The 26,914-nt window shown below is 54.3% G+C and carries 17 protein-coding genes and 3 pseudogenes; 9 read left to right on the top strand and 11 right to left on the bottom strand.

Translation table 11 applies throughout. The features are described from left to right. Window positions 1-62: 62 nt before the first annotated feature. The 3 genes from D7I37_RS25165 to D7I37_RS25155 all read left to right on the top strand — a co-directional run bounded on the left by D7I37_RS25165 (window position 63) and on the right by D7I37_RS25155 (window position 4,086). Window positions 63-1,253: a sugar transporter gene (locus tag D7I37_RS25165; RefSeq protein WP_061795950.1), complete on the top strand. Its 1,191-nt coding sequence runs from the start codon at window positions 63-65 to the stop codon at window positions 1,251-1,253. Window positions 1,254-1,425: 172 nt separating this feature from the next. Then, window positions 1,426-2,823 (top strand): MFS transporter, encoded by a 1,398-nt coding sequence (locus tag D7I37_RS25160; protein WP_061795951.1) that lies wholly within the window; start codon window positions 1,426-1,428, stop codon window positions 2,821-2,823. Window positions 2,824-3,027: 204 nt separating this feature from the next. After that, a complete protein-coding gene (locus D7I37_RS25155; RefSeq protein WP_095098382.1) occupies window positions 3,028-4,086 on the top strand; it encodes a nitronate monooxygenase family protein in 1,059 nt (352 codons plus the stop codon). Between the two features lie 398 nt (window positions 4,087-4,484). Here D7I37_RS25155 and katG read toward each other — a convergent pair whose 3' ends face one another. Then, entirely contained in the window at window positions 4,485-6,683 is a 2,199-nt protein-coding gene (gene katG / locus D7I37_RS25150; protein ID WP_129544614.1) for a catalase/peroxidase HPI, read from the bottom strand. 368 nt (window positions 6,684-7,051) lie between these two features. On the opposite strand from katG, the gene D7I37_RS27500 reads away from it, so the two are divergent. Next, window positions 7,052-7,321: a hypothetical protein gene (locus D7I37_RS27500; protein WP_242502744.1), complete on the top strand. Its 270-nt coding sequence runs from the start codon at window positions 7,052-7,054 to the stop codon at window positions 7,319-7,321. Here the strand turns inward: D7I37_RS27500 and D7I37_RS25140 are convergent. The 4 genes from D7I37_RS25140 to D7I37_RS25125 all read right to left on the bottom strand — a co-directional run bounded on the left by D7I37_RS25140 (window position 7,265) and on the right by D7I37_RS25125 (window position 11,948). After that, window positions 7,265-8,551, bottom strand: a complete 1,287-nt coding sequence (locus D7I37_RS25140; RefSeq protein ID WP_129544613.1) for a histidine-type phosphatase — start codon at window positions 8,549-8,551, stop codon at window positions 7,265-7,267. The two genes, D7I37_RS27500 and D7I37_RS25140, sit on opposite strands and share 57 nt — an antisense overlap. A 20-nt stretch (window positions 8,552-8,571) precedes the next feature. Further along, window positions 8,572-9,930 (bottom strand): MFS transporter, encoded by a 1,359-nt coding sequence (locus D7I37_RS25135; protein WP_129544825.1) that lies wholly within the window; start codon window positions 9,928-9,930, stop codon window positions 8,572-8,574. 102 nt (window positions 9,931-10,032) lie between these two features. Beyond that, window positions 10,033-10,842: an inositol monophosphatase gene (locus tag D7I37_RS25130; protein WP_129544612.1), complete on the bottom strand. Its 810-nt coding sequence runs from the start codon at window positions 10,840-10,842 to the stop codon at window positions 10,033-10,035. 125 nt (window positions 10,843-10,967) lie between these two features. Then, window positions 10,968-11,948, bottom strand: a complete 981-nt coding sequence (locus D7I37_RS25125) for a LacI family DNA-binding transcriptional regulator (RefSeq protein WP_129544611.1) — start codon at window positions 11,946-11,948, stop codon at window positions 10,968-10,970. 150 nt (window positions 11,949-12,098) lie between these two features. Between D7I37_RS25125 and D7I37_RS25120 the strand changes: the two are divergent. Together D7I37_RS25120 and D7I37_RS25115 are read left to right on the top strand one after the other, a co-directional pair. Further along, window positions 12,099-12,532: pseudogene (locus D7I37_RS25120) on the top strand (arylamine N-acetyltransferase); the annotation flags it as partial. A 99-nt stretch (window positions 12,533-12,631) separates the two neighbouring features. Beyond that, window positions 12,632-12,916: pseudogene (locus D7I37_RS25115) on the top strand (O-methyltransferase); the annotation flags it as partial. 139 nt (window positions 12,917-13,055) lie between these two features. Here the strand turns inward: D7I37_RS25115 and D7I37_RS25110 are convergent. Next, a complete protein-coding gene (locus D7I37_RS25110) occupies window positions 13,056-14,120 on the bottom strand; it encodes a LacI family DNA-binding transcriptional regulator (RefSeq protein WP_095100214.1) in 1,065 nt (354 codons plus the stop codon). 235 nt (window positions 14,121-14,355) lie between these two features. Between D7I37_RS25110 and D7I37_RS25105 the strand changes: the two genes are divergently transcribed. Together D7I37_RS25105 and D7I37_RS25100 are read left to right on the top strand one after the other, a co-directional pair. After that, on the top strand, window positions 14,356-17,475 hold the full coding sequence (locus D7I37_RS25105; protein ID WP_129544610.1) for a beta-galactosidase: 3,120 nt from the start codon (window positions 14,356-14,358) through the stop codon (window positions 17,473-17,475). A gap of 181 nt (window positions 17,476-17,656) precedes the next feature. Continuing rightward, entirely contained in the window at window positions 17,657-18,922 is a 1,266-nt protein-coding gene (locus D7I37_RS25100) for an oligosaccharide MFS transporter (RefSeq protein ID WP_095098366.1), read from the top strand. Between the two features lie 156 nt (window positions 18,923-19,078). Here the strand turns inward: D7I37_RS25100 and D7I37_RS25095 are convergent, their stop codons facing one another. From D7I37_RS25095 to D7I37_RS25075, 5 genes and pseudogenes are all read right to left on the bottom strand, one after another. Next, window positions 19,079-19,639, bottom strand: coding sequence for a DJ-1/PfpI family protein (locus D7I37_RS25095; RefSeq protein WP_129544609.1), 561 nt, complete (start codon window positions 19,637-19,639; stop codon window positions 19,079-19,081). A gap of 109 nt (window positions 19,640-19,748) precedes the next feature. Further along, window positions 19,749-20,444, bottom strand: a complete 696-nt coding sequence (ompL, locus tag D7I37_RS25090; RefSeq protein WP_129544608.1) for a porin OmpL — start codon at window positions 20,442-20,444, stop codon at window positions 19,749-19,751. Between the two features lie 431 nt (window positions 20,445-20,875). Then, window positions 20,876-22,066, bottom strand: a complete 1,191-nt coding sequence (locus tag D7I37_RS25085) for a glycoside hydrolase family 88 protein (protein WP_129544607.1) — start codon at window positions 22,064-22,066, stop codon at window positions 20,876-20,878. Window positions 22,067-22,113: 47 nt separating this feature from the next. Continuing rightward, window positions 22,114-23,390, bottom strand: a pseudogene (locus D7I37_RS25080) (oligosaccharide MFS transporter). Between the two features lie 36 nt (window positions 23,391-23,426). Further along, a complete protein-coding gene (locus D7I37_RS25075; RefSeq protein WP_129544606.1) occupies window positions 23,427-25,259 on the bottom strand; it encodes a DUF2264 domain-containing protein in 1,833 nt (610 codons plus the stop codon). Between the two features lie 221 nt (window positions 25,260-25,480). Between D7I37_RS25075 and D7I37_RS25070 the strand changes: the two genes are divergently transcribed. Further along, window positions 25,481-26,329 carry an AraC family transcriptional regulator gene (locus tag D7I37_RS25070; RefSeq protein WP_129544605.1) on the top strand — a complete coding sequence of 283 codons (849 nt, stop codon included), beginning with the start codon at window positions 25,481-25,483 and terminating at the stop codon, window positions 26,327-26,329. Window positions 26,330-26,914: the final 585 nt, after the last annotated feature.

The following is a 26,914-nucleotide window of genomic DNA, read 5'->3' as shown; positions in this document are numbered from 1 at the left end:
ATTTATCCCGCCAGTTGGTTAAAATATCGCTACTTGCCGCACCTGTCCGGACCCCGTTTACCATGGAACACACCAACGTCTCCCGCTCAACCGCCTGGTTGCGCGTGGTCATTCTTGCCGTCTCGGCCTTTATTTTCAACACCACCGAGTTTATTCCGGTCGGTTTGCTGAGCGATATCGCCGCCAGCTTCTCGATGCAAACCGAGCAGGTCGGGCTGATCATCACCATTTACGCCTGGATCGTCGCCGCCGCCTCGCTGGTGTGCATGTTGCTGACCAGCAAGATCGAGCGCCGCAAGCTGCTGATCGGGGTGTTCATGCTGTTTATCGCCAGCCACGTGCTGACCGCCGTGGCCTGGAATTTCACCACGCTGGTTATCTCGCGCGCCGGGGTGGCGTTGGCCCACTCGGTGTTCTGGTCGATCACCGCGTCGCTGGCGATCCGCGTGGCCCCGGCGGGCAAGAAGGCCCAGGCATTGAGCCTGCTGGCCGGCGGCACCGCGCTGGCGATGGTGCTTGGTCTGCCGTTGGGGCGGGTCGTTGGCCAGATCCTCGGTTGGCGCATGACCTTTATCGGCATCGCGGTATGCGCCACCCTGGCGCTGGCGCTGCTGTGGCGCCTGTTGCCGGAGCTGAAAAGCGAACATTCCGGTTCGCTGTCCAGCGTGCCGGTGCTGTTCAAACGCCCGGCGCTGGTCAGCCTGTATATGCTGACCATCATCGTGGTGACCGCGCACTTCACCGCCTACAGCTACATCGAGCCGTTTATCCAGACGGTGGCCGGGCTTTCCGAGAACTTCACCACCCTGATGCTGCTGCTGTTCGGCGCCGCCGGCATCGTCGGCAGCCTGTTGTTCAGCCGCTTCAGCGAACGTTTCCCTTCGGGATTCTTTATCGGCGCCATCGCGCTGCTGGCGCTGAGCCTGCTGCTGCTACTGCCGGCCTCCGGCGATGAAAACCACCTGACCCTGCTGTGCATCTTCTGGGGCATGGCGATCATGGCCATCGGCCTGTCGATGCAGGCCAAGGTGCTGAGCCTGGCGCCGGACGCCACCGACGTGGCGATGTCGATCTACTCCGGGCTGTACAACTTCGGCATCGGCGGCGGTGCGCTGCTGGGCAACCAGGTCAGCCTGCATCTCGGCATGGGCAACATCGGCTTCGTCGGCGCGCCGCTGGCGCTGATCGCCCTCGGCTGGTGCCTGCTGAACTTCTACCGCAGCGAACGGCTGCAGCAGCACCACAGCCGTTAATCCCCCTGCGGCGGCCGGGCCCGGCCGCCGCAGCTAAATTTTCTCTCTGTAAAACAGTCCGCTGCAGCGTTTTATGCTTAACTTTTTTTCATAGGCTGCTAATTAAAAATTTAACTCCGGCGCCGGATCGCTAGCATAGAAAGTCATCAAATATGTTAATGAGAGGTTAACGGTGAGTGACTCTGTGGCGGCTTCGCCTATCCATGAGCGGGATCTGTCGGCCAGGATCGACGCCTTGCCCGCGTCGGCCGGCCTGTGGCGCTTTATCATCCTGCTGTCGCTGGGCGGCTTTTTCGAACTCTACGATCTGTTTCAGACCGGCTATATCAGCACCGGCCTGATCGCCGACGGCATTTTCCACACCGGCGCGCAGGGAGTATTCGGCGTTTCGGACCAGGCGGCCTTCGCCTCGGCCACCTTCCTCGGCCTGTTCATCGGCGCCAGCCTGCTCAGCCCTTACGCCGACCGCTTTGGCCGCCGCACCACCTTTATGTTCGCGCTGGCCTGGTACGGCGTATTCTCGCTGCTGCTGGCGTTCCAGCAGCAGGCGGAGTGGGTTATCTTCCTGCGTTTTTTGGTGGGGGTCGGGCTGGGCATCGAGCTGGTGACCATCGACACCTACCTGACCGAATGGGTGCCGGCGCATCTGCGCACCCGGGCGTTCGCCTTCGCGTTTTTCATTCAGTTTCTGTCGGTGCCGACGGTGGCGCTGATGTCCTGGTGGCTGGTGCCGCAGACTATTCTCGGGCTGAGCGGCTGGCGCTACGTGGTGATCGCCGGCGCAGTGGCTTCGCTGGTGATCTGGCTGGTGCGCAAGGGGCTGCCGGAATCCCCGCGCTGGCTGGTGCAGCAACGGCGCTACCCGCAGGCCAGGCAGGTGATGCTGGCGATGGAGCGGCGCTGCGGCGTGACCGACGCGGCGGAGTTCCCGCAGCGCGGGGGCGACGAGGCCGAGCCGGTGCCGAAGCAGGGGCGTTTCAGGGATATCTGGTCGCCGCAGTATCGCGGCCGCACGCTGATGCTGGTGGTGATGAATTTCTTCCAGGCGATCGGCTTCTTCGGCTTCGGCAACTGGCTGCCGGCGCTGCTGTCCGGCAAGGGCGCCTCGGTCACCCACAGCCTGCTGTACGCCTTTTTCATTACGCTGGCCTATCCGGTGGGGTCGCTGTTGTGCAGCCTGTATGCCGACAAAATGGAGAACAAGTGGCAGATCGTTCTGTCGTGCCTGGTAACGGTGATTTTCGGGTCGCTGTTCGCGCTGCAGAACAACCCGCTGTGGCTGATCCTCTGCGGTTTCTTCATCACCTGGTCCAACGCCTGGCTGACCTACAGCTACCATTCTTATCAGTCCGAGGTATTCCCCACCTACATCCGCGCCCGCGCGGTGGGTTTTTGTTACTCGTTCAGCCGCCTGTCGACGGTGTTCAGCAGCATCATCATCGGCGTTATCCTGCAGTACGGCGGATCGTTGGGGGTGATTGCCTTTATCGTCGTCAGCATGCTGATCGTCATGCTGGTGATTGGGCTGTTCGGCCCGAAAACGCGCGGCATCGACCTGGAAAACATCTGACCCCCCCAGCCGGCGCCGATTGAAGCGCTGGGTTTTCGTATCGGCCCGGATCGGCCGGTGGCGCATCACTTCCTGCCGCTGGAGCGGCGGCAGATGAAGCACTAACTGAACGAAGGGGGCGCTGAGAGGGTGCTATGCTTTCCGTCGGGCTCCGGCGGCGCTGCCGGCGGAAAAACGAATTCACTGAGAACAGGCGAGAAAACGATGACGGCATCTTCTGTTTTTACCCGCGCGCTTGGGTTGCGCTATCCGATTGTCCAGGGGCCGATGAACGGCGCTTCGCCGCCGGAACTGGCGGTTGCGGTCAGCAACGCCGGCGGTCTGGGATCCTGCGGCGCGGCGGCGTACGCCCCCGAGGTGATTATCGAGCGGGTGCGGCAAATCAAGGCGCAGACCGCCGCGCCGTTTAATATCAATCTGTTTATTCTCGATGAGCAACACCCGGAGGCCGCCGCGCTGCAGCAGGCTCAGCGTCTGTTGCAGCCGTTCCGCGACGCGCTGGGCCTCGGCAGCGGCGGCACGCCGCAAAAATTTGCGGAAAACAGCCGCGACCAGATTGCGGCGTTGCTGGAGGCCGCGCCGCCGGTGGTCAGCTTTACCTTCGGCGTGCTGCCGCGCGAAACGGTCGCGCAGTTTAAAAGGGCCGGTTCGCGGGTGATCGGCACCGTCACCACGGTGGCCGAAGCCAAAGCCTGGGAGCAGGCCGGGGCGGACTTTATTTGCGCCTCGGGCTCCGAGGCCGGCGGGCACCGGCCCACCTTCCTCGGCGATTTTGAACAGTCCTCGGTCGGCCTGATGGCGTTGATCCCGCAGGTGGTTGCGGCGGTGAAAATCCCGGTGATCGCCGCGGGCGGCATCATGAACGGGCGCGGCATTGCGGCCGCTTTGCTGCTTGGCGCCCAGGCGGCGCAGCTGGGCACCGCTTTCCTCTGCAGCCCGGAGTCGGGCATCGCCGAAGCCTGGCGCAGCGCATTGCGCAGCGCCGGCGACGACAGCACCCGGCTGACATGGGCCTTCAGCGGCCGACCGGCGCGTGGCATCGTCAATCAGTTTATGGAGCGCATGCGTCCTTTCGAGCGGCAAATTCTGCCTTACCCGGTGCAAAACGCACTGACCGGCGATATTCGCCAGGCGGCGGCCAAAGCGGGGCGTGCGGAATTTCTGTCGCTGTGGGCCGGGCAGGGCGTGGCGCTGGCGCGGCCGATGCCGGCTGCTCAGCTGGTCGCCCTGCTGGCGGAAGAGCTGGAGGCGATCCACGCCTGAGGCCGGTTATGCCGCTTGGCGATCGCCGTAAGGGTTATATTGCATTGTTAGCGCATCGGAGCGGCGACGTTAGCATAACCCAATAAATTTTATCAATTTGTTGAGTGTTTTTTGTGCGCTGGCGCCAACACGGATCTGATAGCCGGTGACCGCCACAATGGCACCCAGAAGTCGCTTAACCGAAAGCATTCGCTATAAATGGCGCGACCTTTAAGCTCCTTCAGTGCGACTCAAACTGAATTTTTTCAACATTCATCGATGGAGGCGTTGGCAGCTAAAGCTTATACGGGCCTATAAACCTTTCGTTATCACTTCAGTGTATTGAGGAGCATGGGTCCCTTACTCGATGAAAAGCCCGCCTGGGTCACCCCGGGCGGGCCCGTTTAACGCAGCTCAGATCAGGCCAGATCGAAGCGGTCCAGGTTCATCACCTTATTCCAGGCGGCGACGAAGTCGTGCGCGAACTTCTCCTGCGCATCGGCGCTGCCGTAGACTTCGGCCAGGGCGCGCAGCTGGGCGTGCGAACCGAACACCAGATCGACGCGCGTGCCGGTCCACTTGACGGCGCCGCTGTGGCGATCGCGCCCCTCGAAGATCCCGTCATCACCGACCGGGTGCCAGGTGGTGCCCATGTCCAGCAGGTTGGCGAAGAAGTCGTTGGTCAGCGCCTGCGGCCGATCGGTGAAGACGCCGTGTTTGGCGTCGCCGAAGTTGGCGCCCAGGACCCGCAGCCCGCCGACCAGCACGGTCATTTCCGGCGCGGTCAGCGTCAGCAGTTGCGCTTTGTCCACCAGCAGCACCTCGGCCGGCACCTGATATTTGCCTTTGAGGAAGTTGCGGAAGCCGTCGGCCGCCGGTTCCATCGCCTCGAAGGAATCGACGTCGGTCTGCTCTTGGGTGGCGTCGGTGCGGCCCGGCGCGAAAGGCACCTGCAGCTGGAGACCGGCGTTTTTCGCCGCTTGCTCCACGCCCGCACAGCCGGCCAGCACGATCAGATCCGCCAGCGAAACGCGTTTGCCGCCCGGCTGGGCATCGTTGAACGCGCGCTGAATGCCTTCCAGCGTGGCCAGCGTCTGCGCCAGCTGAGCCGGTTGGTTGACCGCCCAGTCCTTCTGTGGCGCCAGGCGGATGCGCGCGCCGTTGGCGCCGCCGCGCTTGTCGGAGCCGCGGAACGTGGAGGCCGAGGCCCAGGCGGTGGCGACCAGCGTCGAAACCGGCAGGCCGGAGGCCAGCACCCGGTTTTTAAGCTCGGCGATGTCCCCTTGGTCGATCAGCGGATGATTGACCGCCGGAACCGGGTCTTGCCAAATCAGCTCTTCCGCCGGCACTTCCGGGCCGAGGTAGCGGGCGCGCGGCCCCATATCGCGGTGGGTCAGCTTGAACCAGGCGCGGGCGAAGGCGTCGGCCAGCTCTTCGGGATGCTCGTAGAAGCGGCGCGAGATCGGCTCATAGAGGGGATCGAAGCGCAGCGACAGGTCGGTGGTCAGCATGGTCGGGCGGCGCTTTTTGTTGGGATCGAAGGCGTCGGGAATGGTTTCGCCCACGTCCTTCGCCACCCATTGGTGCGCGCCGGCCGGGCTCTGCGACAGCTCCCATTCGTATTCGAACAGGTGGCGGAAGAAGTCGTGATTCCATCGGGTCGGGGTGGTGGTCCAGGTGACCTCAAGGCCGCTGGTGATGGCGTCCTTGCCGACGCCGGTGCCGAAGGTGCTGTGCCAGCCGAGACCCTGGGATTCCAGGCCGGCGCTTTCCGGATCGGCGCCGACGTTCGATGCCGGGCCCGCGCCGTGGGTCTTGCCGAAGGTGTGCCCGCCGGCGATCAACGCCACGGTCTCTTCATCGTTCATCGCCATGCGGGCAAAGGTTTCGCGAATGTCGCGCGCGGCGGCGATCGGATCGGGGTTGCCGTCCGGGCCTTCCGGGTTCACGTAGATCAGGCCCATTTGCACCGCCGCCAGCGGGCTTTCGAGGTCACGGTCGCCGGAATAGCGGCTGTTCGGCCCGCCGCTCAGCTCCAGCCAGATTTTCTCCGAGCCCCAGTAGACGTCATCCGGCTCCCAGGTGTCGGCGCGGCCGCCGGCGTAGCCGAAGGTTTTGAAGCCCATCGACTCGAGCGCCACGTTGCCGGTCAGCACCAGCAGGTCGGCCCAGGAGATATTGCGGCCGTATTTCTGTTTGATTGGCCACAGCAGGCGGCGCGCCTTGTCGAGGCTGACGTTGTCGGGCCAGCTGTTGAGCGGGGCGAAACGCTGCTGGCCTTCGCCCGCGCCGCCGCGGCCGTCACCGATGCGGTAGGTGCCGGCGCTGTGCCAGGCCATGCGGATAAACAGGCCGCCGTAGTGGCCGAAGTCCGCCGGCCACCATTCCTGAGAGTCGGTCATCAGGGCGTGCAGATCCTGTTTGACGGCGGCCAGATCGAGGCTGTTGAACGCGTCGGCGTAGTTGAAATCTTTATCCATCGGATCGGACAGGGGGGAGTGCTGGTGCAGCGGCTTCAGGCTGAGTTGGTTGGGCCACCAGTCGTGATTCGAAGGGCCGCGCTGGGGATTCACCGGCTTATTGCCGCCCGAAAATGGGCATTTGCTTTCAGTTGTCATAATGCGCTCTCTGCTTCCGTTGGTATGCTCTCTGGGCGCGGCCGGTTGCGCCGCGCGGGGAGCCGTTAACTTGATATGCGGATGATGCTCGCGTCGGGTGTTGCGCTAAGTAACTGAACGTGTTCGATAGTTATCGAGTTTGACTTCCGGGCCGCTAACGGGCGCAGGAAGACTCATCGATAAGCTTAGTCAGCGGCGGCGGATAGATAAAATAGGAATGGTTGAATGTTGTGATAGTTCACGGCTATTCAATAAGATGTGATTGATAGACGGAATGCCGGGATTAATGGCGGGATATCCCTGATTGCGGTTCCGCCGCGGCTTATTTAAGCTGAAACGGCAGCGCTAACCGCAAAAAGGAGATAATCATGACTGATTTACCGTCCGCAGAGCGTCGCCCCACGCCCGATATCGCCACGCCCTCGGGCGATTCGGTGAAGCTGAAGATATGGACGTTTCCCGGTGAAGATCACGCGGTTAAAGCCATTTATGAGAAATATCGCCATCAGCCTATCGCCCAGCGCGGCTCGATAGGGGATAGAAACAGCGGGCATCATTGCCCGCTGTTGATATTTCCACCATCAGAATGCCGGGTAGTTCACCGGCGTAATTGCGTGTCTATCGAGGTTTTTGCTTAATGCACGCACGGCCCCCTTCATCGGACACAGCGTGCCAACAGCCGTTATCCGGCAGTCTGCCTGCTTCCATTCTTCGCGCAATAACGAATGTGTTTTATCGACGACCTGGAGGTTGCGCAGGTCGTCGAGGCTCTGCCCCTGGAAATAGATGCGCAGGAATCGCTCGCCACTTCTGGTGTCGCGCCAGCGTTCAAACACGAGGCTGCTACCCGGTGGAATGTTACCGCGCGCATAACCCGGCAGAGACCAACTGAAGCCCATCAACGTTCGCACCATCGCGATGTTGGTGTCGTGTGCAACCAGCAACAGCCAGCGCGTTTCCGGCGTGGCGTCGGCGGTATGATTTACCCCCTGTTCGGCGCCTTGCAGCATTGCATTCAGCAGAATTGAGCCACGCTTGCGTGCGGTGTAGAGCACGTCATTGCCCAGATCGTAATTGGCCGTTAATAGCGGCAGCACGGCGGTTATCTGATGAGCCGAGGTGATCTTGCCCCACGCCAATTGGCTGACGGGCAGATTTTCATTCCAGCCAAGCCGCAGCGTTTCCACCATGTTCGCTAGCACACTTAACCCGTCAATGGATGTCTTGCCGTTTTTGCTTTGCTTGATTTTCCAGGTCTTTTCAAAAAATGAGCAGTCCGCATTCGGGTTGCACACGGCATTTTTAAGCGTCTGTACGGCAGGCTGCAGAGCCTGCTGGCGGGCGGCTAAATCCCCCGCTTTTTCCTTCACGGCCGCCAGTTGTTGACCGGGATCGGTATGGGTCGCCGGGAACGCTTCTGTCTGGAACAGCGGATCGTTTTCCCCCTCCACGTGATGGACAGCCACGCCACAACCGGGAAATGCGCCGTCCACCAGAGCCTGAGCCGTCGCACGGGTACGCTGCAACGGACTGGCCCGCACATAAACATCCTGAGGCCGCGGGCATCCCGGTGTGAGCAGGCCCAGCCGGCGATAATGCTCGCCTTCCCAACGCCCTTTGTTGGCCACGGCGGCATAGCCATGACCCGTAAGCTCACCATCGCGGGTGGTCCAAACTGCCCAAGAACTCTGGGTGGCCGCTTCGATATCTTTGCGGTTTCCCTGCGTCGGCGGACGAATACCGTGGCGACTGAGCTCGACGACTTTCTCCAACTGATACTGTGCATCCGCATGTGCCTGCGTTGCGCCTAACCACAGCGCGCCGGCAATAAACAGACGTGCGACGGCCCGATGTCTGCGTGGCATCATGATGTCTTCCTTTTGAGTAGTTAAGATGAATAGAGGGGGCGGTGTTCGCTGGCGTTACGCTTGGCCACTATCGCGGCGGTGACAAAGCATAATAACGCAGAAACGAGACCGGCAGCGACCCAGAACAGCGACAACGTGTGAAAATCGTAGATCTTTTTACCATTTTCGATAATCGAAGTTTTATCGATGATGATACCCGTGAGGAATTCGCCAAAACCGGCCCCCGCGTAGCTGACAATGCCGATGGTGCCGAGCGCCGCGCCGGCCGCCTTACGCGAAGAGATGTCTACCGCCAGTAAACCACCGAGGAAGCAGGTAAGTGCCCCGATCGTGGCACCGAAGATCACCATAGAGATGATATCAGTGGAGTAACGGTGCGGAGCCCACAGCATCAGGGCAAATCCGCCGGTGTTCAGCAGGCTGATGAACCCTGCCATGATGCTGCGGTTACGGGCAAAGAAGCGGTCTGACAGTACGCCGGCAAGAAGGGTACCGACAATGCCGGCAATGGCGTTCACGCCAATGATGGCTGAAGCTTCTACGGTGGTGTAGCCTTTGCCTTGCTGCAGGAAAAAGATACCCCAGGAGTTCACCCCATAGCGATCGATGTACATAAAGGCGGAGGCCAGCGCCAGCGTCCAGAGCGCGGGGTTGCGCAACGCCAGCAGTTGGCTTTGCAGGATGGAGCTGTTCGCCTCTTCCTCTTCCATCGGTTCATGGCTGATTTCATGGATGGAGGGAAAACCGCTGCTTTGCGGAGAATCACGCATAAACAGCAACATGAGCACTACGCCCGCAGCGCCCAGTGCCGCCGTTGAAAGATAGCCCATGTGCCAGCCGTAACCGGCAATAACAGCGGCGATCACCATGTAGGTTATGGCTTCGCCGATGTTATGTGCGGTCGACCAGATTGAGTAGAAGGTTCCGCGCTCTTTGGTGCCGTACCAGCGAGCCAGCGAAACGGCACAGGGGCCAACCCCCATCGATTGCGCCCAGCCGTTAATGCCCCAGAAGAGTGCCAGCAGCAGAGCGTTGGTGGTCATGCCCATCATCAGGTTCATACCCGCGCTAAGCAGGAGACCCAGACTCATGAAGCGCACTATGTTGGCGTGATCGGCGAGAAACCCGTTCACAAATTTGCCTATGGCATAGCTGAAGAAAAGCGCAGATCCAATCATGCCCAGTTCGGCAGGCGAAATACCGAGATCGACCAGGGCGCTTTTGGCAACGGTGAAGGAAAGACGACAGACGTAAAATGTTATGTAGGCCAGCGTCATTGCCAGAAACGTTTGCCACCTGACAATGCGGAAGCGTTGTTCATTGAAAGCGCCAGCGTGTTTCTCCGGGCTGGCGCGAAAAAAACTGAGTAATCCAGACATCATCTTGTCTCCGATAGGCGGAGGTGCCGCTGATTGCGGTATCATCCTTGATGGCCGGATCCATTTTGTAGAGTACAGAATCAGAAGCTCCGCCCGTGCAGGTTAGAGTAAGGGTTGTTTAACCCATTGTTGTAATTGTGGGTAAAGCGTTTTACTTGCCAGTAATACCGGGTTGCCGCATGTGATACCCTCGGCAGCCAGATAGTCGTTGGTGGTGCCGCCTGCTTCGCGCATCAGCACGATACCGGGTAAAGCGTCCCACGGGTTCATGTGCGGTTCGTAGTAACCAATCAGGCGACCGGCGGCTGCCCAGGCGCTCATAAGCGCACCGGACCCGTTGCGTACAAACATGCCACCCTGCTGCAACAGTGCGTCCAGGAATGGCAGAAAATCAGCGGCAGAAACGCGTTGTGAGGTTCCTACGCCCATCACGCCGCCCGCGATGACGGTTGCGGCATGCGGCGCTAACCGGCGATCGTTCAGCCATGCTCCATGCCCCTTCAGCGCATGGAAAAGTTCCTGATGGTTAGGGTCATACACGACGCCGATTACCGGTTCGCCATCGACGACTATCGCCAGTGACAAACACCAGGTGTGCAGACCGTTAAGAAAACAGCTGGTGCCATCAATGGGGTCTACTACCCACAGCACAGGCTTGTCAGAATCAACCTTGCCGCTCTCTTCCCCCAAAAAGCCATCCTCAGGGAATGCCTCGGCGATGCGCGACTGCAGAAAGGCCTCCACTTCACGGTCGGCTCGGCTTACTACATCCTGCAGGTCAGTTCCCTTATGATCGGTTTGCAGCGTTTCGCGCTGCTGATAAAACGCCTCAGCCAACTTTCCCCCGGACTCGGCAAGGCGGCAGGCGAAGTGGTAACGCGCCAAAAGCGAATCATCTTTATGGGTCGCCATAACATCTCCTTGAAATGCACACGTGTGCAAAAAAAGATAAAAAATTAGCCCCGTAGGGCAGGAAGGAGTGTGGCGATTTTGCGAAGGTTAATCTGTGACCGATTCCGCATAAAACTAATTTTTCATTAATTGCCATTACGAATAATTAATTTCACCGGCACGGCACGGTGCCGTGATGGCAAATCAAACTGAGCGATACGCGTTACTAAAAGATCTACCGCCTGCTGTGCCAGCCCGTCTGTATCCTGCTGGATAGTCGTGAGTTGGTAAGGATCCCAGCTGGCCTGTGGGATATCATCGAACCCAATAACAGCCGGAATGCGACGCGTGCCGCGAAGGGAGCGCAGGCCATCGATCGCCCCCAACGCCAGCATGTCAGTGGCGCATAGCAAGACCTGACAGTCGCTCAGTTCAAGTGAAGTCGCTCGGCCGGCGGCATATCCCCCGCCAGGGACGAAACGGGTTGAAATTGACAAGCCGGACGCAAACGAGCTCAAAGCTAAATAGCGCTCATTCGTACTGAAGTTGGAACGATCTTCACCAATAAAACCAATGTGTTGCCAACCCTGTTGACGACAATATTCCACCATCAGCCCCATGCCTTGCACATTGTCGCTCGCTACGCGATCGCAACCCTGCAAGTCGGCATGACGATTGATCAGGGTGACGGGAATTTTTCTCTCCAGGTACTCTTCTGCCAGCGACAGAGGGGGGGCGCCAGAAGTAATGATCACACCTGCCACATGGTAACTTAGCAGCTGTTTGAGCGAAGGTGCCAGTTGGTCAGGGTCATCGGCGTTCATCAGTAGTGGCATAAACCCATGCAAAGCCAACTGGTGAACCAAGGGGGAGAGCAATTTGCTGCGGAAAGGATTATCAAAACCTGCGGTGACGATACCAATAAAGTTACTATTGCCGGTGTTCATGGTACGGGCGATAATATTGACCTGATAGCCAAGCTGCTCTGCAGCATGCATGATCTTCGCGCGCGTTTTCTCCGCGACAGATGCGCCAGGCGTGAAAGCCCGCGATACCGCTGAGCGCGACACGCCTGCCAGTCGCGCCACATCCTCCGCCTTAACCCAGTTTTTCCCTTTATCGCTCATCAACCTAACTCACCTTGTCAATTTCCCTCGATGATTACACAATCAAAATAGAAAAAAACGCCAGCAGTTTTTCAGGCAACGCCTGCTGAATGAAACAAATATTTAGCCAGCCCTCAGGCGATTTCCTTCCTTTTCCCGCTCTGGTCGAACATTACTGAAGTCGAGGGCCGTCTGTGGCTTTGCGATTGGGGGGCGGCAGCTACGGCATCCGTGCGCCGCTGGCTTTGGACATGATCGATACCGACATCGAGCAAAATTTCGATATTTTCCGACTTGCCCGTGACGCTAACGGCGAATACCTGCTGCAGGCGAAAGTGGAGGGGGAATGGGCCAATCAATACGGTTTTGATTTGTCACCCCAGGAATGGATTGATTTCGTCCCGGCCAACGACCTCAACTCCACCCACCCTGACGCCATCTTTGTGCAGAAGCTGCTGATCGTGCAGCATCGCCCCGAGGGGCGCGTCATTTTGCTGGGCGATGTGCTGAAGACGGTCACTGCGGATGGAGTAGAAAAGCAGCAGCTGTCGGAAGACGAAATTGCCCATGAACTGAAAAACCGCTTTGCCCTGTCTGTCCCGTAATCAACCGGGGGGCGATTTAGCCCCGGCATAACCCGCCCTCGATGTATCCTGACTCGGCATACGGAGGGCGTGCGGGCATATCAGGTCGGCTCATACGGCATTACTGCCACTTTTGACTTTATTTTTATCGATGCCGACAAAGTGAATAACCCGCGATATCTGGCGTGGGCAATCAAACTGTCGGAACAAGGTACGGTCATCGTGGGGGATAACTCGGTCCGCGGCGGCGTGATTGATTCTGATAGCGATGATCCTAACGTGCGGGGCCTGAGAGAGTTCATTCAGATGATTTCAGAAGACGAGCGACTTGAGGCGACAGCAATACAGACTGTCGGTGAGAAAGGATGGGATGGTTTTGTCATGGCGGCGGTTAAAGCACGCTAATTTTCCATCTTATCTGCCCAGGGCGGAGGGGGAAATGAAAATCCATCAGGAAGATTTATATGCTAACTCATTGAATTTAAATTGTATAAAGATTGGTGAATATTCTGCTTCCGAACAGGGCAGAATTTCGGAGGGAATATTACAGCTGCTGCACCAAGGCTTTCAGTTGCCTGACGAGCGCGCTCTCCGAACCCGCTGCGTCCGGTTTGCCGGTGGACTGCCGGATAACCAGGGTGGTCGGTAGCAGATCGTTAAACGCCTCTTGTGGCTGACTCGCCATGCTCAATAAATGAGTGACCGCACGTTTACCGATAAGGTCAAAGTCCTGCCTCACCGTGGTCAGGGCCGGGTGGAAATACTGGCTGTCGGGGGTATCGTCATAGCCAATCACGGACACATCCTGCGGTATACGCTTGTTGAGTTGCCGCAAGGCGCTGATGACCCCTAACGCCATCTGGTCGCTGGCGACCAGCATTGCCGTGATATCCGGGTGTCTGCTGAACAATTCCACGGTTTTTACCCAGCCGCTGTTGGCGCTCCAGTCGCCGTATTCGGTATCTGTCTCCGCAATGCCTGCCTGATACAGGGTGTCGCGCCAACAGGCCAGACGCAGCCGTGCCGAAATGGAGCTTTCCGGTCCGGCCAGCAAACCGAATTTCCGATGCCCCAGCTCCAGAAGCAGGTTAACGCTGCTGGTCGTGCCGTCGCTGTGGAGAAAGCCAAGATGACAGACCTCTGCGGCGGGAGGCACGTCCAGAAACAGTTGCCGCATGTCCGGGTTATCCCGTACCAGGGTTTCTGCATCCGCTTTTTCCAGCGGCAGGCTCATGACCACGCTGTTGATCTTCTGCGCCCTAAATTCATTCAGCGCCGACTGAAGGACGCTCAACCGCCCGGTTTTCAGCATCGAGATGGCCACCTGATACCCCACCAATTCCGCATGGCGCTTGAACGACGAGGCGATTTGCGAAGGGGCATGCAGTGCAAGGGAGGTGGTGAGCAAGCCGAACGTCGGCAAGGTCTTGCCGGCCAGGATCTGTGCGGAGCGGTTAGGCACATAATTGAGCGTATTCATCGCGCCCAGCACGTTATTGCGCGTGCGCTCGGAGACGATATCCGGGTTGTTCAGCACCCGTGACACGGTCTGTTGGGAGACACCCGCCTGTTTTGCCACGTCTTCCAGCGTTGCCTGTCGTTTATTCATCAATTCCCTCTCGCAATAAAGTGCGGCCTTGGCCGGCAATGCGTCGTTCTGTCCGAAAATGTAGTAAAAAAACATTTGATGTCATGCGTAATACATTAAAGGAAACAATCGAGAAATAGCGTGATTGAACTCAAATATAACCACTAAATTCATTGCTGGCCAAGGCGTGGATCGTATTTACTCGAATGAAAATGTATAGCGCTATACATCCCTTTGGCAACAGGTAAGGATTGTTATGAAGCAGCCTCTTTATTCGGTAAACGACAACCCGCCGGACAGCCTTCTCCATCAGGTTCTGGCCCGGCAGGACTGGCAAAACCCGGCCGTCACCCACCTCAACAGATTGCCTGCCCACCCGCAATTTCGCAGTTGGCGCACGGTTGAGGAGGCCAGGGATAGCCGGCGCTCCGATCGGCGCGTTTCGCTGGATGGCGAATGGCAGTTTGTTTATCTGGACCGGCCCGAAGCGGTGGATCCGCGTTGGTTGGTGGAGGATAGCCGGGATAGCCGGCCGGTAACCGTGCCTTCTAACTGGCAGATGGACGGCTATGATGCGCCGATCTACACCAACGTCCGCTACCCGATCTCGACCGAACCGCCTTTTGTGCCGCAGGAAAACCCGACGGGGTGCTATTCGCGCGAGATCGAAATCCCCGAGGCATGGCTGAAGACAGGCAAAACCCGAATTATCTTCAACGGAGTGAACTCGGCATTCCACCTTTTTTGCAATGGAGTGTGGATTGGCTACTCGCAGGACAGCCGTTTACCGGCCGAGTTCGATTTAACCGATGCGCTTCGTGCCGGCGGGAACCGCCTCTGCGCGCTGGTGATGCGCTGGAGTTCGGGGACCTGGCTTGAGGATCAGGACATGTGGCGCATGAGCGGCATTTACCGTTCGGTGTCATTGCTGCACAAGCCGGACATCCACCTTACCGATTTCCAGTTGTCCGCCGGGCTGGATACGGAGTACCGGCATGGCACCTTGCGGGCCTCGGTCCACGTCGCTGCGGGGAAAGCCCGGCTGACGGGGCTGCAGGTGGATTTGTCCCTGTGGCGAGGCGACGAAAAAATCGCCGGCCAGCGCAAGCCGTTGGGCACCGAGGCGATCGACGAGCGGGGGACTTATGCCGATCGGGTAACCTTTGCGTTGCCGGTGCAGGCGCCGGATTTGTGGAGTGCCGAGCTACCCCATTGTTATCGGACCGTCATTGCGCTTTATGGCGCCGATGGGCAACTGATCGAGGCCGAGGCGGCGGACACCGGTTTTCGCCACGTAGAGATAAGGGACGGGTTGCTGAAAGTGAACGGCAAACCGCTGCTGATCCGTGGCGTCAACCGGCATGAGCACCACCCGGTGCGCGGCCAGGCGATCAACGAAGAGGATATGATTCAGGATATTCTGCTGATGAAGCAGAACAACTTTAATGCCGTGCGCTGTTCGCATTATCCCAACAATCCACGCTGGTACGAGCTTTGTGACCGCTACGGCCTTTACGTGGTGGATGAGGCCAATATCGAAACTCACGGCATGGTGCCGATGGCGCGGCTGAGTGACGATCCGAGCTGGTTCCCGGCTTACAGCGCCCGCGTGACCCGCATGGTGCAGTGTAACCGCAACCATCCCTCCATCATCATCTGGTCGTTGGGCAATGAGTCCGGGCACGGCAGTTTGCATGATGCGCTTTATCGCTGGATTAAAAGCAACGATCCCACGCGGCCGGTTCAGTACGAGGGCGGCGGGGCCAACAGTGCGGCAACGGATATCCTTTGCCCAATGTATGCTCGGGTGGATGAAGATCAACTCATCCCTGGAGTGCCAAAATGGTCGATAAAAAAATGGGTCGGCATGCCGGGCGAAAACCGCCCCCTGATACTGTGCGAATACGCCCACGCGATGGGCAACAGCCTGGGGAATTTTGACGAATACTGGCGCGCGTTTCGTCAGTATCCGCGGCTTCAGGGCGGGTTTGTCTGGGACTGGGCCGATCAATCTTTGCTTAAAGACGATGGAAATGGATCGCGCGTATCGGCCTATGGCGGCGACTTCAACGACACCCCCAATGACCGGCAGTTCTGCCTGAACGGCCTGGTGTTTGCCGACCGCACGCCACACCCCTCGCTCCATGAAGCCAAACATGCGCAGCAGTTCTTCCAGTTTTCGTTGGTGGGCCATGCGCCGCTCGAGGTGACTGTCGGCAGTGAATACCTGTTCCGCCGTACCGACAATGAAAGGCTGCACTGGCGGATTGAACAGGATGGGCGCGAATGGCGGTCTGGCGAGGAGGCGTTGGATATCCCGCCGCAGGGAAATGCCGTCGTCACCCTGGCGGAACGTATCGATTTGCCGGCGAATGCCCGCAATGTCACTCTGATCCTTGAAGTTATCCAACCGGAAGCCACCGCCTGGTCATCGGCCGGGCACCGCGTTGCATGGCAACAATTCCATTTGCCGACGGCTCTGGCGTTGCCGGATGCGCCAAAACCTGGCGTTCGCCCTGAACTGCAGCGCCATGACGACGGCTACCGGGTGCTGCATGGCGATCGGGAATGGTTTATCGACAGCAAGAGCGGTTTGTTGATGCGATGGACGGTGGCGGGTGAAAACAAACTGATGAGTCCGTTCACCGACCAGTTTGTTCGTGCGCCGCTGGATAACGACATAGGGGTCAGTGAAGTTGAACGATGCGACCCTAACGCCTGGGTGGAACGCTGGAAAAAAGCCGGGCTTTATGCCATGCAGCGAACCTGCACCCAGTGCACGGCGGCGGTTTACGAAGACCGCGTGGAGATCCGCAGCACCTTCCATTACCGGTATGACGATGAGGTTCTGATCGTCAGCCACTGGCAGATGAGCATTGATTGCCACGGCGCGCTGAAGATCGACGTAGCAGGAGAGCGTGCTGGCCATTTGCCGCCGCTGGCGCGTATCGGCATGGTTTTCCAAGCCACATCGGCCTCCGCAGATGTCGAGTGGTTAGGATTGGGGCCGCATGAGAACTACCCCGACCGCCAAAAAAGCGCCTGTTTCTCACGCTGGCGCCTGCCGTTGAGTGAGATGGTCACCCCGTATGTCTTTCCCACGGAGAATGGATTGCGATGCAACACCCATGAACTCAATTGGGGAGGCTGGCGTGTCGACGGGTTATTCCATTTCTCCATCATGCCTTACGGCAGCAAACAGTTGATGGATGTCGACCATTGGCATCTGTTGCGTGCTGAACCCGGTATCTGGATTACCCTGGATGCGCGGCACATGGGCGTGGGGGGAGATGATTCCTGGACGCCGAGCGTGCATAAAGAGTGGTTGTTAAAGGAAACGCAGTGGCGTTATCAGGTCAGTATTAAGCATCGGTAAACGTGGAGGGGGGATATGCCCGTCATACTTGAAGCTGCCTCTGTGTTGGCTGCGCTCACTTACCCGAATCGTTGGGGCCAGCGCAAGCGCAGTTCAACAAAATCGTTGGTTTTGTTGTGATGCAACTCCAATTTTTTTGGGTATGTTTCCCCCATTACAAAATAATAATCCAGGTGACACTATGAAATTGACTCAGCTCTCGGCGCAGGAAAGACATAACTTTATTTATTTCATGCTATTCTTTTTTTTCTATTATTTTATCATGTCGGCGTATTTCCCTTTTTTCCCGATATGGCTTTCGGATGTCAATCACCTCAGCAAAACTGAAACTGGGATGGTATTTTCATTTATTGCCTTGTTTGCCATTATTTTCCAGGTGGTTTTCGGTTTAATCTCCGACAAGCTGGGCCTGCGCAAACATCTGCTCTGGGCGATTGTCATTCTTTTGATTTTATTCGCGCCGTTCTTTATTTACGTGCTCGCGCCTTTGCTGCAATACAATATTTATGCCGGCGCGCTGGCGGGGGGGCTTTACCTGGGGTTTGTTTTCTCCGGCGGCGCGGGGGCTGTGGAGGCCTATATTGAACGCGTCAGCCGCACCAACCGTTTTGAATACGGCAAGGTTCGCGTTTCCGGCTGCGTGGGCTGGGCCATTTGCGCGTCGATAACTGGGCTGCTGTTCAGCATTAACCCCAACATTACGTTCTGGATTGCCTCAGGGTTTGGGGGGGTGCTGGCCGTCTTGCTGATTGTTTCCCGCCCGCAACCGAACCAGACGGTGCAGGTAATGGACAAGCTGGGAGCGAATCGGCGCGAGTTCTCGCTGGCCATGGCGCTGGATCTGTTAAAAATGCCGCGCTTCTGGGCCTTCCTGTTATACGTTATCGGCGTCGCCAGTATTTACGACGTGTTCGACCAGCAATTCGCCAACTTTTTCAAAGGATTCTTTTCATCCCCCCAAAGGGGCACCGAGATCTTCGGTTTCGTCACTACCGGCGGGGAGTTATTGAACGCCTGCATTATGTTCTGCGCCCCGTTTATCATTAACCGCATCGGCGCCAAGAATGCGCTGCTGGTGGCCGGCGTCATCATGTCGGTAAGGATTATCGGTTCGTCCTTCGCCAGCAGCGGCATTGAAGTGATTCTGCTGAAAACGCTGCATATGTTCGAGCTGCCTTTCCTGTTGGTGGGCACCTTCAAATATATCTCCTCGGTGTTTGACCCCCGGGTGTCGGCAACCTTGTTCCTGATTGGTTTTAATCTGTCCAAACAGCTTTCGGGCGTGGTGCTTTCCGCCTGGGTAGGAAGAATGTATGACTCGGTGGGTTTTCATCAGGCCTATCTGATCCTTGGCCTGATCACCACAACCTTTACCGTCATTTCCTATTTCACGCTGACAGGGCGCGGCCTGCGTGCATCGGCGGAGGCTAACGCCGCCACGCCGTAACGCCAACGCAGGGGAGCCGGCCCGACAACAAGCCCGCTAGCTGATTCCTGTTTCCAATAGTAAAGTGGCTGGATCTATTGATGAGATCCAGCTTAACCTCAAAGCAGCTATTGTCTTTATGATTCTGTGCAAACAGGTTTTTTGATTGAATTAATATCATCGAGTGAAATATATATGTTCTTTTTGCTTCTGTATTTTATTAGACTCCCTTGTCATAGCTTCAGCTATCGTGAAAGCGAATTCAAACGCCACACCAAGGCCTTTTCCGGTAATGAGGTTACCATCAACAACGATATTCTCACCGGTGTATTTTCCATCCGGACAGGTTTGCCATAACTCACCTGAACAGGTATAGTTGCGATCATGTAACAGATAATTCTGGCCAAGAACCCGTGCAGGTGCAGAACATAAAGCACAAATCCATTTTTCACGCAGATCATGTTGTTGAATAAACTCGATAACTTTGGGGGCACGCGACATATCTTCAGTTGAGGCTGGCCCACCCGGGATAATGACCGCGTCGTATAAAGTGAGTCGCGCGTTATCAATATGTTTTCCCGCGTTTACAGATAAGGAAAAATATGCGTCTACTGTAAGTATTCTCAGGTCAGTACAGGAGATAACGTCCACATCCACATCAAGCCGGCATAAGATATCATAAACAATGACAGCTTCTGCCTCTTCAAAACCTTCTGTTATTAATAAAGCTGCTTTCATTTAGCCTCCATAGCTTCCAGTATTTGTGCTTCGACTGTTCTATGATTAACTGAAACACAATCAATCTGTGGGCCATACAGCATAGTTCGCCCACAGTTTTTGTTTTTCATCAAAAATAATATCGGATCCCGACACGGAAGCGATACTGTTCTTTAGCATATTCAATAGAGCGATCTAGCCAGGAAGCCTCTACATAAGGTTTCCAGTGCCGATCGTATGTATAGACCAGTTTATTATTTAGTTCCCAGCTATGATCCTTTCCGTTTGGGCGATGATAGTCATTAATATTCATATAATAGTCCGGCTCAAATGTATATGCCCAGGTATTATTGATTTTATAGTTCCAGTACATGACAATTTGATGCGTGCTATCCCTGTCGTCTTTTTCATTGAGATCGGGGGTTTCGTAGCTCCTATGGTTGTAACGGTAGCGTAACGTAACATTAAAATCAGTTGTAAACTTATAATTCATATCAACATAGGGTGATACAGTGGAACCATTTTTATTATCGGTGATAATCAGGGCCGGAGAAATGGTGAGCTCCCGTGTGGGTTTAAACAGCGGGTACCATCCTTCCAGTTCATTATAACTATGTTTCAGTTCATCATATTTGTTTGTGTCATAGGCATTGGTCAGCATGATTCCCGCGCCATTTGCGAAATTATATGCTCCGCGTAATACAAATTCATGTTTTTTAGATGCGGTATTATATGCTTCCCTAACTTCAATCCAAGGACCGGCAGAGAACGAGTTGACAGAGTAAAGGGTGCTCAGAGATAAAATCGCCACTTTAATATTTTTCATATTTATACCTTATACATTCACGCTTCATCATGAAAAAATGATTTGTTGCAGTGAAGCTATCGGGAATAACAGTTTCATCAAATGATTGTGAGACATATTTTTTGTGAGCAATTTTTGAAGTGTTTCACCTCCTGTAGGTAGTATGCCATTATTCAATGGTTAATATGAATAAATAATAAATTATGATAATAATTTTGTCAGAAAATGGCATTTAAGTTTTAGCGATGGCTGAATGTCCGGACACCATGAAAAATAATGGTTGTCATCTGCCTGACTCAGGGTGGATATATTTTACATGGTTTACAATCACTGTTTTAATAAATGCCATCTGATTTTCAAACAGAAACTCCCGCCTGTCGATAAATTAAGCATCCTTGCTGTAGACATTCCACATAACCAGTGACAGAGACTGGTTCAACCTGTGCAGCACATCACCAGTATATATTCCATGGCTGCGTCATACGGACTAGCGCCTCCACGTAGAAGTAATCACCCCAGCTTGCACATTCATCTACACCTTTATTACTCGCCAAGTGATAGACGGAATGTTTGAGCAGGCCATTACAGCGATCTTCTTTGCGAGCGAGGTATTTCCGTGTCAGGGAACGCATTATCCGTCTAGATGCACTCAGATATTGATCTCGTTCAGGATCGGTCACCGGAAGGTGTTTACATAATTCAAGCAATCCGCAAAGGGCAATTGCCGCAGAAGAAGAATCACGAAGGGCATCGGTGCCCAGCAGGGCGAGATCCCAGTGACATACACCATCTTCCGGCAGGCGGTTCAGGAAATAATTGGCAAGTCTTTTTGCCAGCTCCAGCAGTTCCCGATCGCCTGTATAGAGGTAACTGAGTGTGAAACCGTAAATACCCCATGCCTGACCTCTCGACCAGCAGGAGTCATCTGCGTAACCCTGCTGAGTATTCCCATAGCGAGGTTCACCGGTGACAATATCCATATAGTAGGTATGGTATGTTGAGGCATCCTCACGGACCAGATAGCGGGCCGCCTGGCGCACGTGCTCATAAGCGGCCTGTGCAAAGCGCGGATCCCCCGTCTGTTCGCTGGCCCAGTAAAGCAACGGAAGGTTCATATTGCAGTCAATAATCATCCTTCCGGCCTGTGTCGGATCGGAAAGGTCTCCCCATGCCTGTATGATTCGGGCTTTTTTATGAAAGCGCTCCAGCAGCGCCTCAGCCGCCAGCAGTGAAAAACTACGCGCTTCCTTATTGCCGGTTAGTCGCCAGGCGGACACACACGAGAGGGTATACAGAAACCCGAGATCGTGAGTATTCGTGTCGTGTCGGCCGGCTATACGCAACCCGAACGAGCGAACATTTTTTTCCGCCATCGCACGGAACTGTTGTTCCCCGCTCATTTCCCACGCGAGCCACAGCTGACCGGTCCAGAAACTTGGCGTCCATTCCACATTTTCTGTCAATGGATAATAACCGTCGACGCAGGTTTCTGCAGGAAAGCGTTCACCGAAATCAGTTAAATTACGACTAATCAGTCCAAGAACATGGCCACGTGCTTGAGTTAGCTCATCGTAAAACTGACGGTCTTTCTTAGATTCATCCGCCATATCACGCAGCGACTCTTTAACAATATTATTTAACATATTCCTATTCCTGTATTTACTGCCAGGTTATTGATGACCTGTATTGATTAATGAATTTCTTCCAGGGAACTTCTGTTTTCGGTTACGATACCTGTGCGTAAATCTCTTTTACTCTTACAGGAAGAAAGTGTCATCGAGGATATCAGCGTAAAAACAAGCGCGATGCACCCCATGATGATATAGGTTTTTTCAAAGCCGATTTTGTCATAAAGCTGACCTGCGGGGGCTGAAACGACCATATTACCCACGTATAACATGGCCTGATAACCCAGCAGATACATGGTTGCGTTAACACGTTTGTCAAAGTGTTCGGCAATGTATTTGAAGATGGATACCAGCAGCAGGCAGATTTCCAGACCGTAAAGGGGTTTGAGCACGGAAATTAGCAGATGGGAATCACACAGACCGGAGACTATAAGGCGGGAACCCACCACCAGGCCGACAATCAGCAGACCTTTTTTAGCTCCAATATAATTAACGAAAGCTGGGATAATCATATACATGATAAATTCCATGCCGGACTGTACGGTGCCCAGATAACCAAACACCTCATTCCCCCGATGGACATCATCAAAGAAAGTAACAAAATAGCGGGAGAACTGTTGTTCCGCGATAAACATCATCCAGGCTACACCGGCGATATACATACAGAACGCCCAGAACTTTCTGGTTTTCAGTAGGGTAAGGACATCTGCCGGAACAATTTTTTGCTTTGAAAGCACTTCACTGGCATGCGCTGTGGCTGTATTTACCCTGAGACTGAACAATACAGCCAGCATAATCAGCGACGTGACGCTGCCCAGAATAAAGTTATAGGCCGGAGACAGATTAAACAGAATGCCGGAAAAGGAGGATGCGACAGCCCAGCCGAGTGAACCCCACATTCGGATTTGCCCAAATTCCATCCCGTTAAGGCGGCTATAGCGATCCGTGTAAGATTCACAAGCGGCCACACCTGCATACCAGGAAAAGCTTAGGTAAATAGCACCAGCGATAATACCTGTCATGGTGCTTGACAGTAGTAAAGGTTGGTAGACGTAAATAAAGAACGGTGCCATCAGGGCAGACATCGCGACCACAAAGTAGAGCAGATATTTCTTCATTCCAAACTTGTCAAGAATATACCCATATATAGGTTTAAGGATGACCGAAAAAATACCGTTTACCGCAAAGATGGTACCAATAACGGTGCCGCTGAGGTTGGAGGTTTGTCCTAGCCAGATTGCAAGTAAACCTATGCTTGCTGACCATGTAAAAAATACATAAAAATAAATGAGCTGATTTTATAATATTCAGACCTGCTTTCTTTTGTAATACTTTTCATAAATGCCTCGATAAAATGCTGTTATTTACTATAGGGTCAGATACTGAAAGGTATATTTTTTTCTTCGCCAGCATGCCTGACGCAAAGAGCGCCGTCTCGAACAGTGACTTGTGGTCTTCCGGAATATTTTTTGTTTACTTCTCGTGAGGCAGCTACCGTGCAGACAAGCCAGCTCATCCCTTTTGTCACTTCCCCTGTTAAGACGGGAATAGCCGCGCATTCAGCAAACATGATGCTGCTGTTAGGGGGGGTCACCACACAGCCCGGTTGTCTCGGGGTATAAGGGGACAAATCCTGAATAAGACTGGTGCCGTTTCCCGCGCAAAGCAGGCTTTCCCGATCATCACGCGGGATGACGATATCTGCTCCGTTCATGACGGCAAATCCCCCCTCAACCGTTTGCAGATCTCGTGCGCTGTCAAGCCGATGAATACGAACATGCCATTCGTCGCAGGGAATAAGCCAGGTATCTATATGAACGTCATGCCAGGGAGACCAGTGTGACCAGATGTAATTATCATGAATTAAGATTTGCTCACAGTCCCGCCTTCCACGCCAGTAATTATCGTGTTCGCACAGCAGCAACATAGAGTCGCAGGCCGCATGTTTAATACCGTAGCGACCCCGCTCAATGGTAAACCCGAATTCCGTGGAATAAGCGAATTTTGTATATTTCGCCTCCGTATTGACATAATTATTTAGTTCAAGCTGTCCGGATGTAAGCATATAGACATGCCCGCCATTCTGTGGGTGAAGAATAATCTGCGAAGCCTGTGGGATGACATGTTTTCCATTTGTTACGGGTAATGGCAGCTCAGCTTCTGTCCAGAACGAATTATTTTCAGGAATAGCAAGAATAAGGAATATTTTAAGCGCCCAGTAGGGAGAGCCCGGCGAATTATAATCTTCGCAGAACGCGAGGTTGGGGTAACTATAACCGAGCGTCAATATGCCGTTCCGATCCAGAAAAGGCTTATTCTGCCACCAGCGTAAATTTCGTAGAATAAGCCCCTTGATCTGCCCTGGGGAAAGAACATCCAGCCCGGAGAAGGCCACGGCACACCAGAAGGCGATGGTTGCAAAACGGTAGGTGAGGCTTCTGCCGAAAGGAATGGAGGAGCCATCCGCTGCAGACATATAAACAAAATCATTCGCAAAGTGTCGTGCCCTGTTGCGGAGCTCTTCAGCACGCTTTGGGTCATCCTCGCCGTTCAGCGTCGCGTAAATCAGACCGTAAAAGTGAAACGCCATGGAGATATAATAATCGCGTGGACGGCCTATACCGTCTGAATACCATCCGCCACCAAGATAATAGGCTTCCATCATGCCGAAACGCTGATTAATGACCTCATTGTCCCAGGGCAGACCCGCACGCTTAAAACCCAGTTGGACCATAATGGCAAAATAATTCCAGTTACTGTCCGGCATAACAGCGGTGGAGATCTGATTCAGCCAGCGATAAAAGTCAGAAAGCTCTTTTTCACTGAATTTACTGGTCAGCCGGTCCTGCAGTAGTGACAGGCCCAGACCATAGACAGCCATTTCTACAAGACGCTGATCGTAGGGACCTGTTTCTCCCCAGTATGTCGATGATTGCGGGTTGGTGCCTGCTTTAATCGCCGCAACATAGCAGTTGCTGAAATGTTCTTCCTCACCGGACGCCATTAAGGGGAATATTCCCCACAGCGCCCGGGATAAACCTTCCATGCGGGCGATTTCCGCACCGTAATGCGCACAGGTGTCCCCTAGTGAAAAACCGGCATCGTCCGGTGAAAAAAGGTCATTTAGCGGTTCCAGAAGCGCAGACAGGAACTGAATAACGTCCTGTCTCGAGGTCAAAGGATTTGATTTTATAGACTCAAAATTCATGCTGTTACCTCTGCTGTATATGACTTAATCTGTTCAATCTGATGTTCAAGGATCAAATTTTTGAGCGGAACAGACTGATGCACAGAGGATAAGGAGGCTCTAATACCTGAAATGTTATCACCGTCACATATGTATCATGATAATGACACCGCGGTGTTGAAAATTTAAAAAAACGGTTTATTAATGGTTTTACTCCTAAAAAAACTTAAAAATATTGCACTATGAAACCATCATCCATTACCGACAGACTTGAACCTATTAAGCTCAGGGAAAGTATTATTTCTTTCAGCCGCCTTAATGCAAATCCGGTTCGTTATCATCACTGGCATCAGTGTCTTGAAGTTCTGTATGTCGAAGAAGGCTACGGAGTGGTTATTGCTGATAACCGGCATTACACCATGCGACCGGGAAGGATTTTTATTTTCCCTCCCTTCAATCTGCATAAAATTATGGTGGAGGAAAGTGCCGCAAGTATTTACCGCAGGACAATCATCCATGTCGATCAGAATGCATTACTACATGTCTTTGATGCGTTCCCACATAATCAGAAGAAGTTTCGCCAGTTGTCCGCGCGTGGAAATGAGGCTTTTGTTGCTGATCTGGAAGGTTTGCACATCTGGATTAATACTTTATTCACGCATTATAGTACCCTTGCGGAAGAGCATGAACTGAACAGGGAGAATGTGGCAACTTTACTTCTTTCCCTTTTCAGTATGCTTCCGCCACCAAACAAAAGCAACCATGAAGATGAGTGCCGGATTTCCTGCCAGGTGATGTTATGGGTGGAAGAAAACTACACGAATAAATTTTGTCTGGATAATATCGTCGATGATTTGAAAAAATCAAAAAGTTATATTTCCAGAAGGTTTCATGCTGAAACCGGAGAAAAGCTAAATGCATATATTACTACTTTTCGGTTGAGAAAAGCCTGTGAATTACTCCTGCGAAGTGAGTTGAGTATCAGCGAAATAGGAAGAACGGTTGGTTTTTCAGAGCCTACTTATTTTATAACTTCCTTTAAAAAAAGGATAGGTGATTCTCCTCTTCGATACAGGAGGAAACATTTGTGATTTATTAACATTTTTTCATATTGATGCTCAGGCTTAAATGTGTAACTTTCAACTGAAGAAGAGGCATATATTTTACCCTATCAAGGATATGCCTGATAGCGTAGTGCCGCCACACTTCTGGATCTACGCAGTTATCAGTGCCAAAGATATAAGGCCCCAAAGCGGCCATCCTCATTGGCGTTGATACCGTTAAGGTGGCAGGCGCTGAAGAGTGAGTACAGGAGTGGGCAGCGAGCCGCCGGCATATCGGGTGATTTCAGGTTGCCCTCCCGGCATTGTTGCCATTGCAGTCCGATAGCCGCATTTATTTCTTCGTCCGGCTCAGGCGTTCGGCCATAAGGTGCATGGACGCCGGGGTGAGAATAAACAGTTCAACAAGTGATAGCCGATTGAGGGCATTCTTGAGCGATGAGGGTAACCTTCAAGGTTGCTCGGTTCTAAACCTGGTTTTACGTAACGTGTCATTGATTAATAAATCTGGATGTCAACGGCATGTTCATCACAAGATGTAGTGGCCAAGCAAAATTTTACCATTGATACGATAAGCTGAGATACCAGAGTCGTGAACTGCCTGCATTAACTACA

The sequence above is a fragment of the Serratia sp. 1D1416 genome, assembly GCF_003641105.1.
In the GTDB taxonomy this organism is placed as follows: Bacteria; Pseudomonadota; Gammaproteobacteria; order Enterobacterales; family Enterobacteriaceae; genus Serratia; species Serratia ficaria.
This window is presented reverse-complemented; position numbering and strand designations above follow the sequence as displayed.

Coding starts and splice junctions, on each gene's coding strand:
- D7I37_RS25110 (WP_095100214.1), bottom strand. CDS start 14,120: ATGAATAAACGACAGGCAACGCTGGAAGACGTGGCAAAACAGGCGGGT.
- D7I37_RS25095 (WP_129544609.1), bottom strand. CDS start 19,639: ATGAAAGCAGCTTTATTAATAACAGAAGGTTTTGAAGAGGCAGAAGCT.
- D7I37_RS25070 (WP_129544605.1), top strand. CDS start 25,481: ATGAAACCATCATCCATTACCGACAGACTTGAACCTATTAAGCTCAGG.
- D7I37_RS25125 (WP_129544611.1), bottom strand. CDS start 11,948: ATGAGCGATAAAGGGAAAAACTGGGTTAAGGCGGAGGATGTGGCGCGA.
- D7I37_RS27500 (WP_242502744.1), top strand. CDS start 7,052: ATGACTGATTTACCGTCCGCAGAGCGTCGCCCCACGCCCGATATCGCC.
- D7I37_RS25105 (WP_129544610.1), top strand. CDS start 14,356: ATGAAGCAGCCTCTTTATTCGGTAAACGACAACCCGCCGGACAGCCTT.
- D7I37_RS25130 (WP_129544612.1), bottom strand. CDS start 10,842: ATGGCGACCCATAAAGATGATTCGCTTTTGGCGCGTTACCACTTCGCC.
- ompL (WP_129544608.1), bottom strand. CDS start 20,444: ATGAAAAATATTAAAGTGGCGATTTTATCTCTGAGCACCCTTTACTCT.
- D7I37_RS25135 (WP_129544825.1), bottom strand. CDS start 9,930: ATGTCTGGATTACTCAGTTTTTTTCGCGCCAGCCCGGAGAAACACGCT.
- D7I37_RS25165 (WP_061795950.1), top strand. CDS start 63: ATGGAACACACCAACGTCTCCCGCTCAACCGCCTGGTTGCGCGTGGTC.
- D7I37_RS25155 (WP_095098382.1), top strand. CDS start 3,028: ATGACGGCATCTTCTGTTTTTACCCGCGCGCTTGGGTTGCGCTATCCG.
- D7I37_RS25100 (WP_095098366.1), top strand. CDS start 17,657: ATGAAATTGACTCAGCTCTCGGCGCAGGAAAGACATAACTTTATTTAT.
- D7I37_RS25140 (WP_129544613.1), bottom strand. CDS start 8,551: ATGATGCCACGCAGACATCGGGCCGTCGCACGTCTGTTTATTGCCGGC.
- katG (WP_129544614.1), bottom strand. CDS start 6,683: ATGACAACTGAAAGCAAATGCCCATTTTCGGGCGGCAATAAGCCGGTG.
- D7I37_RS25075 (WP_129544606.1), bottom strand. CDS start 25,259: ATGAATTTTGAGTCTATAAAATCAAATCCTTTGACCTCGAGACAGGAC.
- D7I37_RS25085 (WP_129544607.1), bottom strand. CDS start 22,066: ATGTTAAATAATATTGTTAAAGAGTCGCTGCGTGATATGGCGGATGAA.